Here is a 16,487-nt window from a genome sequence, read left to right on the forward strand (position 1 = left end):
CTCACAAAAACAACATTCGAGCGAGCGTAAAAAGCATGAACGAGTACGCCCCCCTGCGTCTGCATGTGCCCGAGCCTACCGGCCGGCCAGGCTGCCAGACCGATTTTTCCTACCTGCGTCTGAACGATGCCGGTCTTGTCCGTAAACCCCCGATCGATGTAGAACCCGCCGATACTGCGGATCTGTCCTACAGCCTCATCCGAGTGCTGGACGAACAGGGCAATGCTGTCGGCCCGTGGGCCGAGGACATCGACCCGCAGATCCTGCGCCAAGGCATGCGCGCCATGCTCAAGACGCGGATCTTCGACAACCGCATGGTGGTTGCCCAGCGCCAGAAGAAGATGTCCTTCTACATGCAGAGCCTGGGCGAGGAAGCCATCGGCAGCGCCCAAGCGCTGGCCCTGCAATACACTGACATGTGCTTCCCGACCTACCGCCAGCAGAGCATCCTGATGGCCCGGGACGTATCCCTGGTCGAGATGATTTGTCAGTTGCTGTCCAACGAGCGCGATCCGCTCAAAGGTCGCCAACTGCCGATCATGTACTCGGTGCGCGAGGCCGGTTTCTTCACTATCAGTGGCAACCTGGCCACTCAGTTCGTCCAGGCCGTCGGCTGGGCCATGGCCTCGGCCATCAAGGGCGATACCAAGATCGCCTCGGCCTGGATCGGCGACGGCGCAACCGCCGAGTCCGACTTCCACACCGCCCTGACCTTCGCTCACGTCTACCGCGCCCCGGTGATCCTCAACGTGGTCAACAACCAATGGGCGATCTCGACCTTCCAGGCCATCGCCGGCGGTGAATCCACCACCTTCGCAGGCCGTGGCGTAGGGTGCGGCATCGCCTCCCTGCGGGTCGATGGCAACGACTTCATCGCGGTCTACGCCGCCTCGCGCTGGGCCGCCGAACGTGCCCGCCGCGGCATGGGCCCGACCTTGATCGAATGGGTCACCTACCGCGCAGGCCCGCACTCGACCTCGGACGATCCGTCCAAGTATCGCCCGGCCGATGACTGGAGCCACTTCCCGCTGGGCGATCCGATCACCCGTCTGAAGCAGCACCTGATCGCCACCGGTCACTGGTCCGAAGAAGAGCATCAGGCGGTCACCGCCGAGCTTGAAGCCGAGATCATAAAGGCCCAGAAAGACGCCGAGCAGTTCGGCACCCTGGGCAACGGCCACATTCCAAGCGCCGCCTCGATGTTCGAGGACGTGTACAAGGAAATGCCCGACCACCTGCGCCGCCAGCGCCAGGAACTGGGGGTCTGAGATGAACGATCACAACAACAGCATCCATCTGGAATCCGCCATGTCCACCACCACCATGACCATGATCCAGGCCCTGCGCTCGGCCATGGACATCATGCTCGAGCGCGACGACAACGTGGTGATCTACGGTCAGGACGTCGGTTACTTCGGCGGCGTGTTCCGTTGCACCGAAGGCCTGCAGAACAAGTACGGCAAGTCGCGTGTGTTCGACGCCCCGATCTCCGAAAGCGGTATCGTCGGTACTGCCGTGGGCATGGGTGCCTACGGCCTGCGCCCGGTGGTGGAGATCCAGTTCGCCGACTACTTCTACCCTGCCTCCGACCAGATTGTCTCGGAGATGGCCCGCCTGCGTTATCGCTCGGCCGGACAGTTCACCTCCCCGCTGACCCTACGCATGCCGTGCGGCGGAGGCATCTATGGTGGCCAGACCCACAGCCAGAGCCCGGAGGCGATGTTCACCCAGGTGTGCGGCCTACGCACCGTGATGCCATCCAACCCCTATGACGCCAAGGGCCTGCTGATCGCCTCGATCGAATGCGACGACCCGGTGATCTTCCTCGAGCCCAAGCGCCTGTATAACGGCCCGTTCGACGGCCACCACGACCGCCCGGTAACACCGTGGTCCAAGCACCCGCAGAGCGCGGTGCCCGATGGCTATTACCAGGTGCCGCTCGACAAGGCCGCCATTGCCCGCCCAGGCAACGACGTCACCGTACTGACCTACGGCACGACGGTGTATGTCTCCCAAGTGGCCGCCGAGGAGACTGGCGTCGATGCCGAAGTCATCGACCTGCGCAGCCTATGGCCGCTGGACCTGGAAGCCATCGTCGAGTCGGTGAAGAAGACCGGCCGCTGCGTAGTGGTCCACGAGGCGACCCGCACCTGCGGCTTCGGCGCCGAGCTGGTATCGCTGGTGCAGGAACACTGCTTCCATCACCTCGAAGCGCCGATCGAGCGCGTCACCGGCTGGGACACCCCCTACCCCCACGCGCAGGAGTGGGCCTACTTCCCAGGTCCTTCGCGGGTAGGTGCGGCATTGAAACGGGTCATGGAGGTCTGAATGGGCACGCACGTCATCAAGATGCCGGACATCGGCGAAGGCATCGCACAGGTCGAGTTGGTGGAGTGGTTCGTCAAGGTCGGCGATGTGATCGCCGAGGACCAGGTGGTGGCCGATGTCATGACCGACAAGGCCACCGTGGAAATCCCCTCGCCGGTCAGCGGCAAGGTAGTGGCCCTGGGCGGCCAGCCCGGTGAAGTGATGGCGGTCGGCAGCGAGCTGATCCGCATCGAGGTAGAAGGCAGCGGCAACCATGTGGATGAGCCCCACGCCAAGCCGGTCGAAGCCGTTGCCGCGCCAGCACCAGTCGCTGCTGAACCCCGCGTCGAACCGCAGCCGGTCGCCAGCGCCCCAACCAGCGCCAGCGTCGTCGCGCCGATCGTGCCACGTCAGGCCAGCGACAAGCCACTGGCCTCCCCGGCGGTGCGCAAACGGGCCCTGGACGCGGGTATCGAGCTGCGCTACGTGCATGGCAGCGGTCCCGCTGGACGCATCCTCCACGAAGACCTCGACGCCTTCATCAGCAAGCCCCACAGCACAGCCGGACAGGCCCCGAGCGGCTACGGCAAGCGCACCGACAGCGAGCAGATCCCGGTGATCGGCCTGCGTCGCAAGATCGCCCAACGTATGCAGGACGCCAAGCGTCGCGTCGCGCACTTCAGCTACGTCGAGGAAATCGACGTCACCGCCCTCGAAGCCCTGCGCCAGCAACTGAACCTCAAGCACGGCCAGGACCGCGGCAAGCTGACGCTGCTGCCGTTCATCGTGCGCGCCATGGTCGTGGCCCTGCGAGACTTCCCGCAGATCAACGCCACCTATGACGACGAAGCCCAGGTCATCACCCGCCACGGCGCGGTGCATGTGGGGATCGCCACCCAAGGCGACAACGGCCTGATGGTGCCGGTGCTGCGTCATGCCGAAGCCGGCAGCCTGTGGAGCAACGCCAGCGAGATCGCCCGCCTGGCCAATGCCGCGCGCACCAACAAGGCCAGCCGCGACGAGCTCTCTGGCTCGACCATCACCCTGACTAGCCTTGGCGCACTCGGCGGCATCGCCAGCACGCCGGTGGTCAATACTCCGGAAGTGGCCATCGTGGGCGTCAACCGCATGGTCGAACGGCCCGTGGTGATCGACGGCCAGATCGTCGTGCGCAAGATGATGAACCTGTCCAGCTCCTTCGACCACAGGGTGGTCGACGGCATGGATGCTGCCCTGTTCATCCAGGCCGTGCGCGGCCTGCTGGAACAACCCGCCTGCCTGTTCGTGGAGTAAGCATGCAACCGATCCTCAACACGACCCTGCTGATCATCGGTGGCGGCCCTGGCGGTTACATCGCCGCCATCCGCGCCGGCCAACTGGGCATTCCCACCATCCTGGTCGAAGGCCAGGCTCTGGGCGGTACCTGCCTGAACATCGGCTGCATCCCGTCCAAGGCGCTGATCCACGTGGCCGAGCAGTTCCACCAGGCCTGCCACCACGATGAACAATCGGCGCTGGGCATCAGCGTGTCCTCGCCGCGCCTGGACATCACCCGCAGCATCGCCTGGAAGGACGGCATCGTCGATCGCCTGACCTCCGGCGTTGCCGCGTTGCTCAAGAAGAACGGGGTCAAGGTGATCCATGGCTGGGCGAAGATCCTCGACGGCAAGAGCGTCGAGGTCGATGGCCAGAAGATCCAGTGCGAGCACCTGCTGCTGGCCACCGGCTCAACCAGCGTCGAACTGCCGATGCTGCCACTGGGCGGCGCGGTGATTTCCTCCACCGAGGCCCTGGCGCCCAAGGCCCTGCCACGTCACCTGGTGGTGGTCGGCGGTGGCTACATTGGCCTGGAGCTCGGCATTGCCTACCGCAAGCTGGGGGTGCAGGTCAGCGTGGTGGAAGCGCGCGAGCGCATCCTGCCGACCTATGACGCCGAACTGACCCAACCGGTAGCCGACTCGGTGAAGAAACTGGGCATCGCCCTGTACCTGGGCCACAGCGTCGAAGGCTATGAAAACGGCTGCCTGCTGGCCAATGACGGTCAAGGCGGGCAACTGCGCCTGGAGGCCGATCAGGTACTGGTGGCCGTCGGACGTCGCCCACGCACCCAGGGCTTCGGCCTGGAAAGCCTGGACCTGACGATGAACGGCGCGGCCATTGCCATCGACGAGCACTGCCAGACCAGCATGCACAATGTCTGGGCCATTGGCGATGTGGCGGGCGAACCGATGCTGGCCCACCGGGCCATGGCCCAAGGCGAGATGGTCGCGGAAATCATCGCAGGCAAAGCGCGGCGCTTCGAGCCAAGCGCGATCGCCGCGGTGTGCTTCACCGACCCAGAAGTGGTGGTGGTCGGCAAGACACCCGAGCAAGCCAGCCAGCAAGGCCTGGACTGCATCGTCGCGCAGTTCCCCTTCGCCGCCAATGGCCGGGCCATGACCCTGGAATCGAAAAGCGGCTTCGTGCGCGTGGTCGCCCGCCGTGACAACCACCTGATCCTCGGCTGGCAGGCCGTGGGCGCGGCCGTCTCGGAACTGTCCACCGCCTTTGCCCAGTCCCTGGAAATGGGCGCACGCCTGGAAGACATCGCCGGCACCATCCACGCCCACCCGACGCTGGGCGAGACGGTCCAGGAAGCGGCCCTGCGGGCCCTGGGCCACGCACTGCATATCTGACACTGAAGCGGCGACAGCCGATTTGGCCCGCTGCGCCCCAGGCGCCGCGGGCATTTTTTTGTCTTCAATCCCCGAATTTCGCCGATGTCTGTAAACCCGCACACAAGGTGCGCACGACACTCAAGAACAGGGGCCCATCACTCGAAGATGGTGTTCTTGCCCGCCGCCTTGGCCCGATACAGCGCCTGGTCGGCCCGCGCCATCAGATCATGCTGGTCTTCATCGTCCTCCCAGCGCACCACCCCAAAACTCATGGTCAGGCGACAATCGCCGATCGGCTCGACATCCTCCATGGCCTGACGGATCTGCGCCGCCAGCGCCAATGCTTGCTCCACCGAGGTCTGGGGCAGGACGGCGACGAACTCATCACCACCCCACCGCGCCAGCAGGTCCTGCGAACGCAGGCACGGGCGGATGCGCTCCACCGCCTCGACCAGGGCCGCATCGCCTCGGGCATGGCCGTAGCGGTCGTTGATCGGCTTGAAGTCGTCTATATCCATGACGATCAGCGCCAAGGGCTGACGGAAACGCCGGGCACGCTCGCATTCCTGATGCAGGGTCTTTTCCAGTCGATAGCGGTTGGCGGTACGGGTCAGGGCATCACGCTCGGCCAGTTCGAGATTTTCGTCCAGCTGGCGTTGCAGTTGCTGATTGACCCAGGACAGCTCACGGGTGCGCTCGGCCACCAAGGCCTCCAGGGACTGGTTCTTCTGCTGCAGCTCGATCACCAGGCGCTTGCCCGCGTCGATGTTGCGATGGGCACCGAGCATGCGCGCCACCGAGCCATCCCCGTTGCGGGCGATGATATGACCGCTGTCCTCGATCCACAGGTAGCTGCCATCCTGACAGCGGCAACGGTATTCGATCCGGTAACGCTCGTTGCGCTGGTTGATGTACGCCTCGAAGTGGGCCATCACCCGGGGGTAGTCCTCCGGATGGATCACGCTTTCCCAGGTCAGCACGGTGTTGGCCATCGAGTGGGTCTGGTAACCGAGCATGGCGTACCAGCCTGGGTTGCGGTAGACGTAACCGGAATTGGCGTCCCAATCCCAGATACCGTCGCTGATCAGATCGAACAAGGTGTGCAGTTGCTGCTCACTGAAACCGGCAGGCAACGGCCCGGACTGCTGACTCATGGACGCTCTCTCCTGGTGTCCAGCCACTACGCCTTTCTGGGCTGCTGATGGTCATGGTGGTTGCCGCGAAGCGGCAAACTTGTGCCCTTGAGTGGCAAGCTTAGCGCCAAACCCGATTGGATCCAGATAGCCCAAGCGGCCGCTTTCATGCCTTTCCAAGCCGCTGGCACAGGTCTTGCCCCTTCGATGACGTCATTGATTCTCAAGGAGCAGACCTGATGATCACCCTCAATGGCCTGGGCTGGCAGACCGCCGTGCAGCAGTACAACCGCGCAGGGGCCGAGCAGCCGTTGGCTGGCGTGTTGCCAATGCGCCTGCCGGTCGCCCCTGCCACCGCCACGCCACAGCAGAACAACCAGAGCGGCACGTCCGGGCAGAACACCGAGGACGCGCGCAAGGAAGCCTTCGCCAAACTCATGGTGATGCTGCAGAACCCAGACGTTGCCGCGCGCCAGCAGGCCAGCGTCAACGAGCAGGACACCAGCGGTGCCCTGGAGGCGTTCCGCGACTATATGGCCAAGTCACCGGAAGAAAAGATCAAGGAAAAGTACCTCGCCGAGCTGGGCCTGAGCGAGGAGGAATACAACGCCTTGCCGCCTGAGCAGAAGGAGAAGATCGACCAGCAGATCGCCCAGCGGATGCAGGAAGACGTAGCGCTCAAGACCCAGGCGAAAATGGCAGGACGCCAGGACGTGGAGCTGTAAGCGTGCAGGCATCTCCACACGCCTGGCGGCGCACCCTGTAGGAGCGGGTTTACCCGCGAAACAGACACCGCTCTGCTTGGCACCGGCTCTGCCGGTGTTCGCCGGTGACCCGCTCCCACAGGGTTGCGCAAGCCTTGAGAGCGGCGCAATCCCGGGGACCAAAGCCTGCGATGGGCCGCAACGCGGCCCCCTGTCACTTCACGGCTCTTTCACCCCCGTCGTATCACCGACCAGCGACTCGGCCTTCAGTGCAGGCTGTGGCTGGGCGCGCAAATCAGCCACCTGGCTCGCCGTCACCGACGCGGCCTGGTTACCCCAACTGCTGCGAATGAAATTGACCACATCGGCCACTGCCTGGTCCTTCATCCGCCAGGCAAAGCCCGGCATGGTGAAGGTCGATGGCGCCGTTGCCGTGGCCGGCAGGGTCGCGCCTTCGAGCACGATGTGGATCAGCGAGGTGGCATCAGCGCTCTGCAGCACCGGGTTGCCAGCCAACGCCGGGAACACCCGCGCGTACCCCTTGCCGTCGGTGCGGTGGCACGCGGCGCAGTTGTCCACATAGAGCGCCGCGCCTGCCTTGGCATCGTCTCCCTGCCACAGCGCCTCGGCGACCTGACGGTCCTCTTGGAACGGCCTGTCGTCCGGGTTCACCGGCGGTAGGGATTTGAGGTAACGGGCAATGGCGGTGAGGTCGGCGTCCGTCATGTACTGCATGCTGTGCTCGACCACATCGCTCATACCACCGAACACCGCGGTACGCTCGTTTCGCCCGGTTTTGAGGAAGGCGACGATCTGTGCCTCGCTCCAACTGCCCAGGCCGTCCTTGTGATCCCCGCGCAGGTTCTTGGCGATCCAACCTTCCAGCGGTGCACTGCCGGACAAGTAGGCGTCCCCACCGGCGGCATCCAGGGCCTTCTCTTGCATGGTCAGCGCCCGCGGCGTGTGACAGGCGCCGCAATGGCCCAAGCCTTCGACCAGATAGGCCCCTCGGGCCACTGCCGGATCACGCCCGGCAGCCTCGAACGGCTTGACCTCGGGCGCGAACAGCGTGCGCCAGAACGCCAGTGGCCAGCGCATGCTCAGCGGCCATGGGATGTCGCTCTCTTTGTTCACCTGCTCCACCGGCTCCACGCCGTGCATGAAGTAGGCATACAGCGCCTTCATGTCGTCATCGCTGACCCGAGCGTAGGACGGATAGGGCATGGCCGGGTACAGCGTGCTGCCGTTCAGGCCAATACCCTGGCGCACCGCACGCTCGAAATCCTCGAAGCTGTAGTCGCCGATGCCGCTCGGGTCCGGGGTGATGTTGGTCGAGTAGACCGTGCCGATGGGCGTCGGCATGGGCAGCCCACCGGCGAAGGGCTTACCACCCTTGGCGGTGTGGCAGGCCACACAGTCCCCGGCCCGGGCGAGGTATTCGCCCTGCTTGACCAAGGCCGGGTCGGCGGCGTGCAGCAAGGTACTGGCGCCCAGGCTCAGGGCGGCGATCAGAATGCGTTTCATGGTCGGCCTCCTATGCCTGCACCAGCGGGCCTGGGCTTTTGAGGTACTGCTCGCGGATGGCCCGCGCCGACCAGTACGTCAGCGCCGCCACCAGCCCAGTGGGGTTGTAGCCCAGCCCTTGGGGGAAGGCCGAGGCACCCGGCACGAACACGTTATGGACATCCCAGCTTTGCAGGTAGCGATTGATCGCGCTGGTCTTCGGGTCGGTGCCCATGATCGCCCCACCATTGAGGTGGGTGGTCTGATAGACCGTGGCATCGAAATGCTGACCGAACGCCTTCATCGATGCGGTGACCGCCTTGGGCCCCATGGCCTCGGCGATCTTGCGCATGCGTTCGACCATGAAGCGGTTCATCTTCACGTCGTTGTCCTTCCAGTCGAAGGTCATGCGCAACAGCGGCTGACCATAGGCGTCCTTGTACACAGGGTCCAGGTCCAGGTAGTTGTCGCGGTAGGACTGATGCGCACCGTGGGCATCCATCGACAGCATGTGGCTGTAGCTCTCGGCCACCGCAGCTTTCCAGGCGCTACCCCATTTGGGCGTGCCCGGCGGCACCTTGGTACCGGAGATGGGCTTGGTCCCGGCCTGGTTGACCCAGAACGGCGAGCCACCCACGAACCCTTCGGGGCCGTGGTCGAAGTTGTCGGCATTGAAGTCATCCACCGCCACGCCATTGCCGCCCGCGCCGATGAACGGGTTGGTGTGGTGGCTGTTCTTGTCGAAGAACGCCGTCACGGTGGAGAGGTTCTGGAAGGCGAAGTTGCGTCCCACCACCCCTTCGTTGCGGATCGGATCGTAAGGCTTGCCAATGCCCGAGAGCAGCATCAGGCGTACGTTGTTGAACTGGAACGCGCCAAGGATCACCAGGTCCGCGGGCTGTTCCACTTCGCGGCCCTGGGGATCGACGTAGGTCACGCCAGTGGCGAGGTTCTTCTCGGCGTTGAGGTTCACCCGCAGCACGTGGGCGTTGTTGCGCAGCTCGAAGTTCGGCACCTGACGCAGGGCCGGCAGGATGTTCACGTTGGGCGAGGCCTTGGAGTACATGTAGCAGGCGTAGCCACTGCAGAACCCACAGAAGTTGCACGGCCCCATCTGCGCCCCATAGGGGTTGGTGTAGGGCCCTGAGGTGTTGGCCGAGGGCAGGTTGTAAGGATGGTAGCCCACCTCGCGCGCGGCCTTCTCGAACAGTTGCGCCGAGACGGTGTTCTTCTGCGCCGGCAGTGGGAAGTCATCGGAGCGGTCTGCAGAGAACGGGTTGCCGCCTTTGTCACGGCCCACCACCTGGCCCTTGATCGACCAGGCGGTGCCGGAGGTACCGAAGACTTTTTCGGCGAAATCGAAGTACGGCTCGAGCTCTTCGTAGCTGACGCCGAAATCCTGGATGGTCATGCCTTCAGGGATGAAGGCCTTGCCATAGCGTTCCTCATAGTGGCTGCGCATGCGCAGCTCCATCGGGTCCACGCGAAAATGCACGCCAGACCAATGCAGCCCTGCCCCACCGGTGCCCGTGCCCGGCAAGAAAGCCCCGAACTGGCGGTACGGCACGGCAAGATCGTTCACGCTGTGGCGCAGGGTCACGGTCTCGCGGGAGATGTCCATGAACAGCTTTTTGCGCGAGTTGTAGGTCAGCTCGTCCATGGTCTGCGGATAGACACCATCCGGGTAGGTGTCACGGGTCGGGCCACGCTCCAACGCCACCACGTGCAGGCCTGCCTCGGTCAGTTCCTTGGCCATGATCGCGCCGGTCCAGCCGAACCCGACGATGACCGCATCGACTTTCTTCATCACCTGGGCCATCGCTCAACCTCGCTCGCCACTGATGGATACCGGCGGAAACGGATAGCGCTCATCGCGCTCCACCCAATCCATGAAATCGGCGCGCGCGCCTGGGAAGCCAATCAGCTTCCAGCCGGCCAGCCCTTGGTTGCCGCCGTGCAGGGGGTCGCTGAAAAAGCCTTCACGGGTATTGAGCCAGAGCATGGCGAAGAAGGTCACCGCCGGTACCGAAGCAAGCGCTGCCTTGCCGCTGTCCAGCGCTTCCAGTGCCTGCTGCTGTTGCCCAGGGTTCAGCTTCGCGAACGGATTGCCCCATTGCGCATTGCACCAGGCGTCGGCCTCCTGGATACCCAGGCGATAGATTTCCTGGGGGCTGAGCTTGAGCTGGTAGCCCAGCTCAGCCGGGGCATCCGGGCGGAACGGCCCCTGCATGTACCACAGCCCGCCGCTGCCATAGCGGGTATTGAGCTGACGGTCGATGAACTCCGGTACGCCCGCTTCGGCAGCGCCCGGGCCGAGCGCATCGGACGGAATCAGCACAGCCACAGCGGCGTTGACGAAGGCCCATTCCTCGGCGGTGAAGAAGGTCGGCTGGTAGGCACGCGCCCTGCCCTTTTCAGGGGCCACGGCAGGTGAGGGATCGGATGCTGGTTTGGCGGTCTCGGCGAGCACCACGCTGCCCATACCGCTGCTGGCGAGGGTCGCCACCGGGATGAGCGTCAGGGATTTTCGCAAGAACTCGCGCCGCGCCGGATGCGCGAAGGCAGGTTCGTCGTTGGACATGGTTCAGGCCTCTTCAATAGGTCAATCAGGTCGTGCAAGGCATACGCTCCGTTGAGTCGGGGCTGTTGTTATGTTGGGAGAAAGCATAGACATCGGTCGCTGTACCGCCCCTGGCGGGCAAGCCGCGAGGGGCACCACTGGGTTAACCTGCCCGGCGCTCCCAGGCCTGAGGGTTGACCAAGTTCGCCGGCCGCTCACCCGCCAATGCCGCGAGCAAGTTGTCCACCGCACAGCGCGCCATGGCCTCGCGGGTCTCCTCGGTGGCCGAGCCGATGTGTGGGGTCACCACCAGGTTGTCCAGTTGCAACAGCGGCGAATTCGCTGGCAACGGTTCCTGGACAAAGACATCCAGCCCCGCACCGCGAATGCGCCGCTCACGCAAAGCCTGCGCCACAGCAGGCTCGTCCAGCACGCGCCCACGGGAGATGTTCACCAGGATCGCCGAAGGCTTCATCAGCGCCAGTTCAGGTGCGCCGATGAGGTTCTCGGTCTGCGCGCTCAGGGGGACGCACAGGCAGACGAAATCCGACTCGGCCAGCAAGGCCTGAAGGCTGCGGTGACGTGCACCGTAGCGCGCCTCCACCTCGGGGCGCGGCTGACGGGTGTGATACAGTACCTGCATGCCAAAACCCGCATGGGCCCGGCGCGCCAGGGCTTCGCCGATGCGCCCCATGCCAACGATGCCGAGGGTCTTGCCCTGCACGTCGCAGCCAAACTGCGCAGGGCCTATCCCTGCGCGCCAGTGGCCGTCGCGAATCCAGCCGTCCAGCTCGACCACTCGCCGGGCGCAGGCCAGCAGCAGGGCGAAACCGGTGTCGGCGGTGGTCTCGGTGAGCACGTCGGGGGTGTTGGTCAGCAGGACTCCGCGCCGGTTCAGCTCGGCGATGTCATAGTTGTCCACACCCACCGATACGCTGGAGACCACCTCCAGTTCTGGCGCCAAGTCGAGCAGTTCGCCACCCAGGCGCAGGCTCGCGCCAAGCAGGCCGTGGGTGCCTGGCAGCGCCGCCCGCAGACGGGCCAGGCCATCAGCGGCCGGTGCTTCGATCAGGGTCAGCTCGGTGTGGGCCTGCAGACGCTGCATGAGGTCATCGGACAGGCGTTTGTAGAGGACGATGCGTTTCTTCATGGTGGGATCCTATTGACTCGGAGCCAGGCGCGAGCGCTGCACCTGTTGCGAAGGGTTGAGAACGGCGGTCAGGGCCACGGCCACCAGCAGCGCGCCGCACATGAACAGGTAGGAAGCACCGGGGCCGCCGGTGGCGCCGTTGAGATAGCCCACCAGCCAGGAGCCAGAGAAAGATCCCAAGGCCCCCATGCTGTTGATCAGCGCCATGGCACCGCCTGCGACGTTGCTCGGCAGCAACTCCGGGACGATGGCGAAGAACGGGCCATAGGGGGCGTACATGCAGGCGCCGGCAATCACCAGCAGCGCGTAGGACCACCAGAAGTGCTCGGTACCCAGGCTGTAGGAGCCATAGAAGGCCAGCGCGGCGATCAACAGCGGCGGCCAGACGAAGCGTTTGCGCTTTTGTATGCGGTCCGAGGCCCAGGAGACGCCCACCATGGCCAGCACTGCGCCCAAGTACGGCACCGCCGACAGCCAGCCGGCAGTGACAATGTCCAATGCCGCGGCCTGCTTGAGGATCGAGGGCAGCCACAGCACGAAGCCGTAGACCCCGATGCTCCAGCAGAAGTACTGCAACGAGAGGATGATCACCTTGGGCGAGCGGAACGCTTCGCGGTAGTTTTTCACCGGCTTGATGCCCTGCTGTTCGGCGGCCAGGGCCTCGCGCAAGGCGGCCTTGTCTTGCTCGGCCAGCCATTTGGCCTGTTCCGGGCGATCGTCGACCAGGCGCCACCAGATGAACGCCCAGAGCACGGCAGGCAATCCTTCGATAATGAACATCCAGCGCCAGTCGAAGTGCTTGACCAGATAACCGGAGACCACTGACATCCAGAGAATGGTCACCGGGTTGCCGAGGATCAGAAACGTATTGGCCCGCGAGCGCTCGGCCCGGGTGAACCAGTGGCAGAGGTAGATCAGCATGGCCGGCATCACCGCCGCTTCGACCACGCCCAACAAGAAGCGGATGCCGATCAGCAGGTAGACGTCCTGGACCATCCCTGTGAGCGTCGCCAGCCCACCCCAGAGGATCAGGCTGACGAAGATCAGCTTCTTCACACTGCGCTTTTCGGCATAGATGGCGCCGGGAACCTGGAAGAAGAAATAACCGAGAAAGAACAGCGCCCCCAACAGCGACGACAGGGCCGGGGTGATATGCAGGTCATCGGCCATGCCTGAGGCTGCGGCGAAACCATAGTTGGCGCGGTCCAGGTAGGCGAGGCTGTAGGTGATGAAGACGATTGGCATGATGTACCACCAACGCCGCGGAGCAATTCGGTCGATCTGCATGGTGTATCTCCTGAGCTTTTTGTTCTTGTTGCAACAGGTGCCGGCCAGGCCGGCTGGTTCGGTCGTCATGCGCTCGCGCGCGTCTCGAAGGTGTCCAGCTCAAAGCGTTGCGGCAGCCCTTCCATGTCACCGCGCGATTGCACCGCGCGGCTGCCGCACCAGTTGCCTCGCGCCACGGCATGACGCAGGTCGAGGCCTTCGAGCAGGGCGCTGATCACGCCGACGGCAAAGGCGTCACCCGCCCCCACCGTATCCACCACCTGGGCCACCGGCTGCGGCGCCACGATGCCCTCGGCGCCCTCGGCATCGCGGTAATACGCACCTTGCGCCCCAAGTTTGATCGCCACTCGCTGCACGCCGTGCTCCAGGTAGAAGCCTGCGATGGCCTCCGGTGACCGCCGGCCGGTGAGCACACGCCCCTCCTCCAACCCCGGCAGCACCCAGTCGGCCTTGACCGCCAGGGCGTTGATTTCCTGCACCATGGTCCGCACGTTCGGCCACAGCGACGGGCGTAGGTTCGGGTCGAAGGAAATACTCCGCCCACAGGCACGCATGGCATCTAGCAAGCGATGGGAAAGTTCGCGGCAAGACGCCGACAACGCTGGCGGAATCCCCGTGGCATGCAGGTGCCGCGCTTTGAGCAGGCTTGGCCGTAGCACAGCGGGTGACAGGCGACTGGCCGCAGAACCGCGACGGAAGTACTCGACCTGAGGATCCAGCCCATCGTCGCAGCGGGCCTTGAGCTGAAAACCTGTGGGGTGTTCAGGATCGATTTCGACGTCGTCACAGCTCAGGCCCTCGCGGCGCAGGCTGGCGAGCACGAAGGCACCGAGAGAATCAGCGCCTACCCGGCTCAGCCAGTTCACTTGCAACCCCAGGCGCGCCAAGCCGATGGCCACATTGCTGTCGGCCCCCGCGATGCGTTTGCCGAACCCCACGGCCTGGGCCAGCTCGCCGCATTGCTCGGCCACGAACATGGCCATGGTTTCACCGAAGCAGAGCACGTCCAGATCAGCCATGGCACACCTCCACCTCGAGCGCGGCCAGCTGTGCCACCTGTTCGCGGGTGAACGCCAGCAAATCGTCACTGACCAGGGGGTACTCGATGGCGCGCGGCACACCCGGGGCGAAACAGCGCATCAGCTCGCGCCAATGGGCCAGGTCGCTCGCCTGCGGAGGAACCGCCGCCAGTTGACCATCCTTACGGCGCTCGACGGCCTTGCAGTGCACGTAACGGACCCAAGGCCCGAAGGCCCGCGCTGCCTGCAGGGGTGACTCGTCCTGCCAGTGCCAGTTGCCGATGTCGAAGGTCATGCCCAGCGCCAGGCCCTGGTTGGCGGCGCGCTGGAAGAAGTCCAGCAACGGCTGCAGGCGCCCGCCTTGAACGGTCTGGTCGTTCTCCACGAACAGCGCTGTCCCCTGCACCAGCAGTGGGCGCAGTGCCTCGAGGTCGCAGTGGTCGTGATAGTGGCCAAGGGAAACCTTCAGCGCCACAGCGCCAACCTGACAGGCCAATTGCAGCCGCGCGGCCACCTCCGGCTCCAGGCTGCCATCCTCGCGCCACAGTTCCAGCGGCGTGGAGAACAGGCTCTCCAGCCCCAGCGCACCGCTGGCATTGGCGAGTTCAGCGGCATCGGGCCATGCCTCGAACAACTCCTCACGCCACTCCACGCGACGCGCGCCGGCCGCAGCCAGCAGAGGCAGGTAAGCGACCTGGCCTTGGCGCCTTACGGTATCGGCGCCAAAGCTCGACAGGCTGATGGAAACAGGGTTCGCGTACATTGTCGTTGTCCTTGTTCTTGTCGAATGAAACCGGTTTCATTTGCAGGTAAAAAACAGCGCGACACGCTGGCCACGCTGCTTTTCAATCAATCAGGCGACTGGAGCCTCGAACGATGAGTTCAGCCCGCAGGTCCAGGCGACGGGCGGGTAACTGGCTGCCTTGCATGCGTTCCAGCAGGCACTGGAATGCAGCAGCACCAATGCGCTCGGTGGGCTGGGCCAGGGCAGTGATACCGCTCCCGACCAAGGGGTACCAGTCCAGATCATCGAGGGCGACCAGGCCCAGCTTCTGGAACGGATGCTCGCCCCGCCCATGCAGATGCCGCATGACCTCGAGGGTCGCCACGCCGTTGCAACTGAACAGCGCCTGCGGGCCATGGCCAGTACCCGCCAGAAACCCTGCCAACTGTTCTGGCAGGCGGCAGCTCACTTCCAGAACCTGCCCGCGAAGACCAGGGCGCCGAGCGATGGACGCCTGGAACGCAGATACCCTCTCCTGACGCGAACTGGTGCCATCGAGCGGTTCGGTGACCGCCAGAATGTCGCGATACCCCTGCCCCTGCAGGTGCTCCAATGCTTGTTCGACGGCATCGGCGTTGTCCAGGCCCACCAGGTCGGTCTGCAGCTCCGCCAGTTGACGGTCCACCAGCACCATCGGCAGTTCGCGGCCCAGGCTGGCCAATTCGCCCGCGTGGTGGCCGAGGGTGTTCACGATCAGGCCATCGACGTTGTACGACTGAAGCGCCTGCAAATGCAGACACTCCTGTTCGTCATCGCAATCGGTATTGCACACCACCAGGCTATAGCCATGCTGGCGGCACGCCAGTTCGACGCCATGCATCACCGCCACGGAATAAGGGTTGCGGATATCGGCCAGGAGCATGCCGATCAAGCCCGTACGGCCCCGCTTGAGCGCGCTGGCCATGCGGTTGGGGCGATAACCGAGTCGCTCGATCACAGCCTCGATACGCTGGGCGGTGGCCTCGGCGAGCAATTGCCGGTCGCCGCCGATGTAGCGCGAGACCGTGGCTTTGGAAACGCCGGCAGCCTGGGCCACCTCGCTGATGGTGACCCGCCCCCGGGCAGGCGCATGCATCTTGTTCACCCTATGACCTTCTTGTCTGTACTTATGGGCAGGGTTATGAAAACGGTTTCAATAAAACAGGGATACGGAATTTCGTCAATCGAAAATCCCTAGCCCGATGGCTGGATGGAAGATGGGTTATCAGGTTGAAGAGCGAGAACGGTAATGAAAGCATTACCAGAAGATGGCGTCCCCGGCAGGAATCGAACCTGCATCAAGGCCTTAGGAGGGCCCCGTTCTATCCATTAAACTACGAGGACGGATAGGCCGGACTCCCGCGCTAGGGAGTTCCGCTTGTGACGCTTCGCGACAGCCAGGAC

At 64.4% G+C, this 16,487-nt stretch carries 14 protein-coding genes and 1 tRNA gene; 5 read left to right on the forward strand and 10 right to left on the reverse strand.

All coding sequences use genetic code 11. From position 1 onward, the window contains the following. Positions 1-35 precede the first annotated feature (35 nt). Genes IEC33019_RS16605 through lpdA form a run of 4 tightly spaced genes read left to right on the forward strand, consistent with a single transcriptional unit; the run spans position 36 to position 4,982 of the window. Positions 36-1,268, forward strand: a complete 1,233-nt coding sequence (locus IEC33019_RS16605) for a 3-methyl-2-oxobutanoate dehydrogenase (2-methylpropanoyl-transferring) subunit alpha (RefSeq protein WP_070092477.1) — start codon at positions 36-38, stop codon at positions 1,266-1,268. Position 1,269: 1 nt separating this feature from the next. Beyond that, positions 1,270-2,328, forward strand: a complete 1,059-nt coding sequence (locus IEC33019_RS16610) for an alpha-ketoacid dehydrogenase subunit beta (protein ID WP_070092478.1) — start codon at positions 1,270-1,272, stop codon at positions 2,326-2,328. Beyond that, the gene (locus IEC33019_RS16615; RefSeq protein WP_070092479.1) at positions 2,329-3,600 is read left to right on the forward strand and encodes a dihydrolipoamide acetyltransferase family protein; all 1,272 of its coding nucleotides are present in this window, start codon (positions 2,329-2,331) and stop codon (positions 3,598-3,600) included. Between the two features lie 2 nt (positions 3,601-3,602). Continuing rightward, on the forward strand, positions 3,603-4,982 hold the full coding sequence (lpdA, locus tag IEC33019_RS16620; RefSeq protein ID WP_070092480.1) for a dihydrolipoyl dehydrogenase: 1,380 nt from the start codon (positions 3,603-3,605) through the stop codon (positions 4,980-4,982). Between the two features lie 137 nt (positions 4,983-5,119). On the opposite strand, the gene IEC33019_RS16625 is transcribed toward lpdA, so the two are convergent. Further along, positions 5,120-6,118, reverse strand: a complete 999-nt coding sequence (locus IEC33019_RS16625; RefSeq protein ID WP_070092481.1) for a diguanylate cyclase domain-containing protein — start codon at positions 6,116-6,118, stop codon at positions 5,120-5,122. A gap of 218 nt (positions 6,119-6,336) precedes the next feature. Between IEC33019_RS16625 and IEC33019_RS27395 the strand changes: the two genes are divergently transcribed. After that, positions 6,337-6,822 carry a hypothetical protein gene (locus IEC33019_RS27395; protein WP_157765896.1) on the forward strand — a complete coding sequence of 162 codons (486 nt, stop codon included), beginning with the start codon at positions 6,337-6,339 and terminating at the stop codon, positions 6,820-6,822. Between the two features lie 198 nt (positions 6,823-7,020). Here the strand turns inward: IEC33019_RS27395 and IEC33019_RS16635 are convergent, their stop codons facing one another. The 9 genes from IEC33019_RS16635 to IEC33019_RS16675 form a co-directional block, all read right to left on the reverse strand. Further along, positions 7,021-8,325 carry a cytochrome c gene (locus tag IEC33019_RS16635; protein ID WP_070092482.1) on the reverse strand — a complete coding sequence of 435 codons (1,305 nt, stop codon included), beginning with the start codon at positions 8,323-8,325 and terminating at the stop codon, positions 7,021-7,023. Positions 8,326-8,335: 10 nt separating this feature from the next. Beyond that, complete coding sequence (locus IEC33019_RS16640; RefSeq protein ID WP_070092483.1) at positions 8,336-10,123, reverse strand: GMC family oxidoreductase; 1,788 nt, start codon at positions 10,121-10,123, stop codon at positions 8,336-8,338. Positions 10,124-10,126: 3 nt separating this feature from the next. Next, complete coding sequence (locus IEC33019_RS16645; protein WP_070092484.1) at positions 10,127-10,885, reverse strand: gluconate 2-dehydrogenase subunit 3 family protein; 759 nt, start codon at positions 10,883-10,885, stop codon at positions 10,127-10,129. 142 nt (positions 10,886-11,027) lie between these two features. Next, positions 11,028-12,014, reverse strand: a complete 987-nt coding sequence (locus IEC33019_RS16650; RefSeq protein ID WP_070092485.1) for a 2-hydroxyacid dehydrogenase — start codon at positions 12,012-12,014, stop codon at positions 11,028-11,030. Positions 12,015-12,023: 9 nt separating this feature from the next. Then, positions 12,024-13,301 (reverse strand): MFS transporter, encoded by a 1,278-nt coding sequence (locus IEC33019_RS16655; protein ID WP_070092486.1) that lies wholly within the window; start codon positions 13,299-13,301, stop codon positions 12,024-12,026. A gap of 65 nt (positions 13,302-13,366) precedes the next feature. Next, the gene (locus tag IEC33019_RS16660) at positions 13,367-14,320 is read right to left on the reverse strand and encodes a sugar kinase (RefSeq protein ID WP_070092487.1); all 954 of its coding nucleotides are present in this window, start codon (positions 14,318-14,320) and stop codon (positions 13,367-13,369) included. Next, positions 14,313-15,083, reverse strand: a complete 771-nt coding sequence (locus IEC33019_RS16665; RefSeq protein WP_070092488.1) for a sugar phosphate isomerase/epimerase family protein — start codon at positions 15,081-15,083, stop codon at positions 14,313-14,315. Before IEC33019_RS16665 ends, IEC33019_RS16660 begins: the two co-directional genes overlap by 8 nt. Positions 15,084-15,165: 82 nt before the next feature. After that, on the reverse strand, positions 15,166-16,179 hold the full coding sequence (locus tag IEC33019_RS16670; protein ID WP_070092511.1) for a LacI family DNA-binding transcriptional regulator: 1,014 nt from the start codon (positions 16,177-16,179) through the stop codon (positions 15,166-15,168). A gap of 173 nt (positions 16,180-16,352) precedes the next feature. Next, positions 16,353-16,427: transfer RNA gene (locus tag IEC33019_RS16675), tRNA-Arg, on the reverse strand. Positions 16,428-16,487: the final 60 nt, after the last annotated feature.

Origin of the sequence: Pseudomonas putida (assembly GCF_002741075.1) — a bacterium.
Lineage (GTDB): Bacteria > Pseudomonadota > Gammaproteobacteria > Pseudomonadales > Pseudomonadaceae > Aquipseudomonas > Aquipseudomonas putida_T.

Excerpts from the sequence above, each read along its gene's own strand:
- IEC33019_RS16655 (WP_070092486.1), bottom strand. The coding sequence starts at position 13,301 with ATGCAGATCGACCGAATTGCTCCGCGGCGTTGGTGGTACATCATGCCA.
- IEC33019_RS16670 (WP_070092511.1), bottom strand. The coding sequence starts at position 16,179 with ATGCATGCGCCTGCCCGGGGGCGGGTCACCATCAGCGAGGTGGCCCAG.
- IEC33019_RS16645 (WP_070092484.1), bottom strand. The coding sequence starts at position 10,885 with ATGTCCAACGACGAACCTGCCTTCGCGCATCCGGCGCGGCGCGAGTTC.
- IEC33019_RS16605 (WP_070092477.1), top strand. The coding sequence starts at position 36 with ATGAACGAGTACGCCCCCCTGCGTCTGCATGTGCCCGAGCCTACCGGC.
- IEC33019_RS16665 (WP_070092488.1), bottom strand. The coding sequence starts at position 15,083 with ATGTACGCGAACCCTGTTTCCATCAGCCTGTCGAGCTTTGGCGCCGAT.
- IEC33019_RS16660 (WP_070092487.1), bottom strand. The coding sequence starts at position 14,320 with ATGGCTGATCTGGACGTGCTCTGCTTCGGTGAAACCATGGCCATGTTC.
- IEC33019_RS16640 (WP_070092483.1), bottom strand. The coding sequence starts at position 10,123 with ATGGCCCAGGTGATGAAGAAAGTCGATGCGGTCATCGTCGGGTTCGGC.
- IEC33019_RS27395 (WP_157765896.1), top strand. The coding sequence starts at position 6,337 with ATGATCACCCTCAATGGCCTGGGCTGGCAGACCGCCGTGCAGCAGTAC.
- IEC33019_RS16625 (WP_070092481.1), bottom strand. The coding sequence starts at position 6,118 with ATGAGTCAGCAGTCCGGGCCGTTGCCTGCCGGTTTCAGTGAGCAGCAA.
- lpdA (WP_070092480.1), top strand. The coding sequence starts at position 3,603 with ATGCAACCGATCCTCAACACGACCCTGCTGATCATCGGTGGCGGCCCT.
- IEC33019_RS16650 (WP_070092485.1), bottom strand. The coding sequence starts at position 12,014 with ATGAAGAAACGCATCGTCCTCTACAAACGCCTGTCCGATGACCTCATG.
- IEC33019_RS16635 (WP_070092482.1), bottom strand. The coding sequence starts at position 8,325 with ATGAAACGCATTCTGATCGCCGCCCTGAGCCTGGGCGCCAGTACCTTG.
- IEC33019_RS16610 (WP_070092478.1), top strand. The coding sequence starts at position 1,270 with ATGAACGATCACAACAACAGCATCCATCTGGAATCCGCCATGTCCACC.
- IEC33019_RS16615 (WP_070092479.1), top strand. The coding sequence starts at position 2,329 with ATGGGCACGCACGTCATCAAGATGCCGGACATCGGCGAAGGCATCGCA.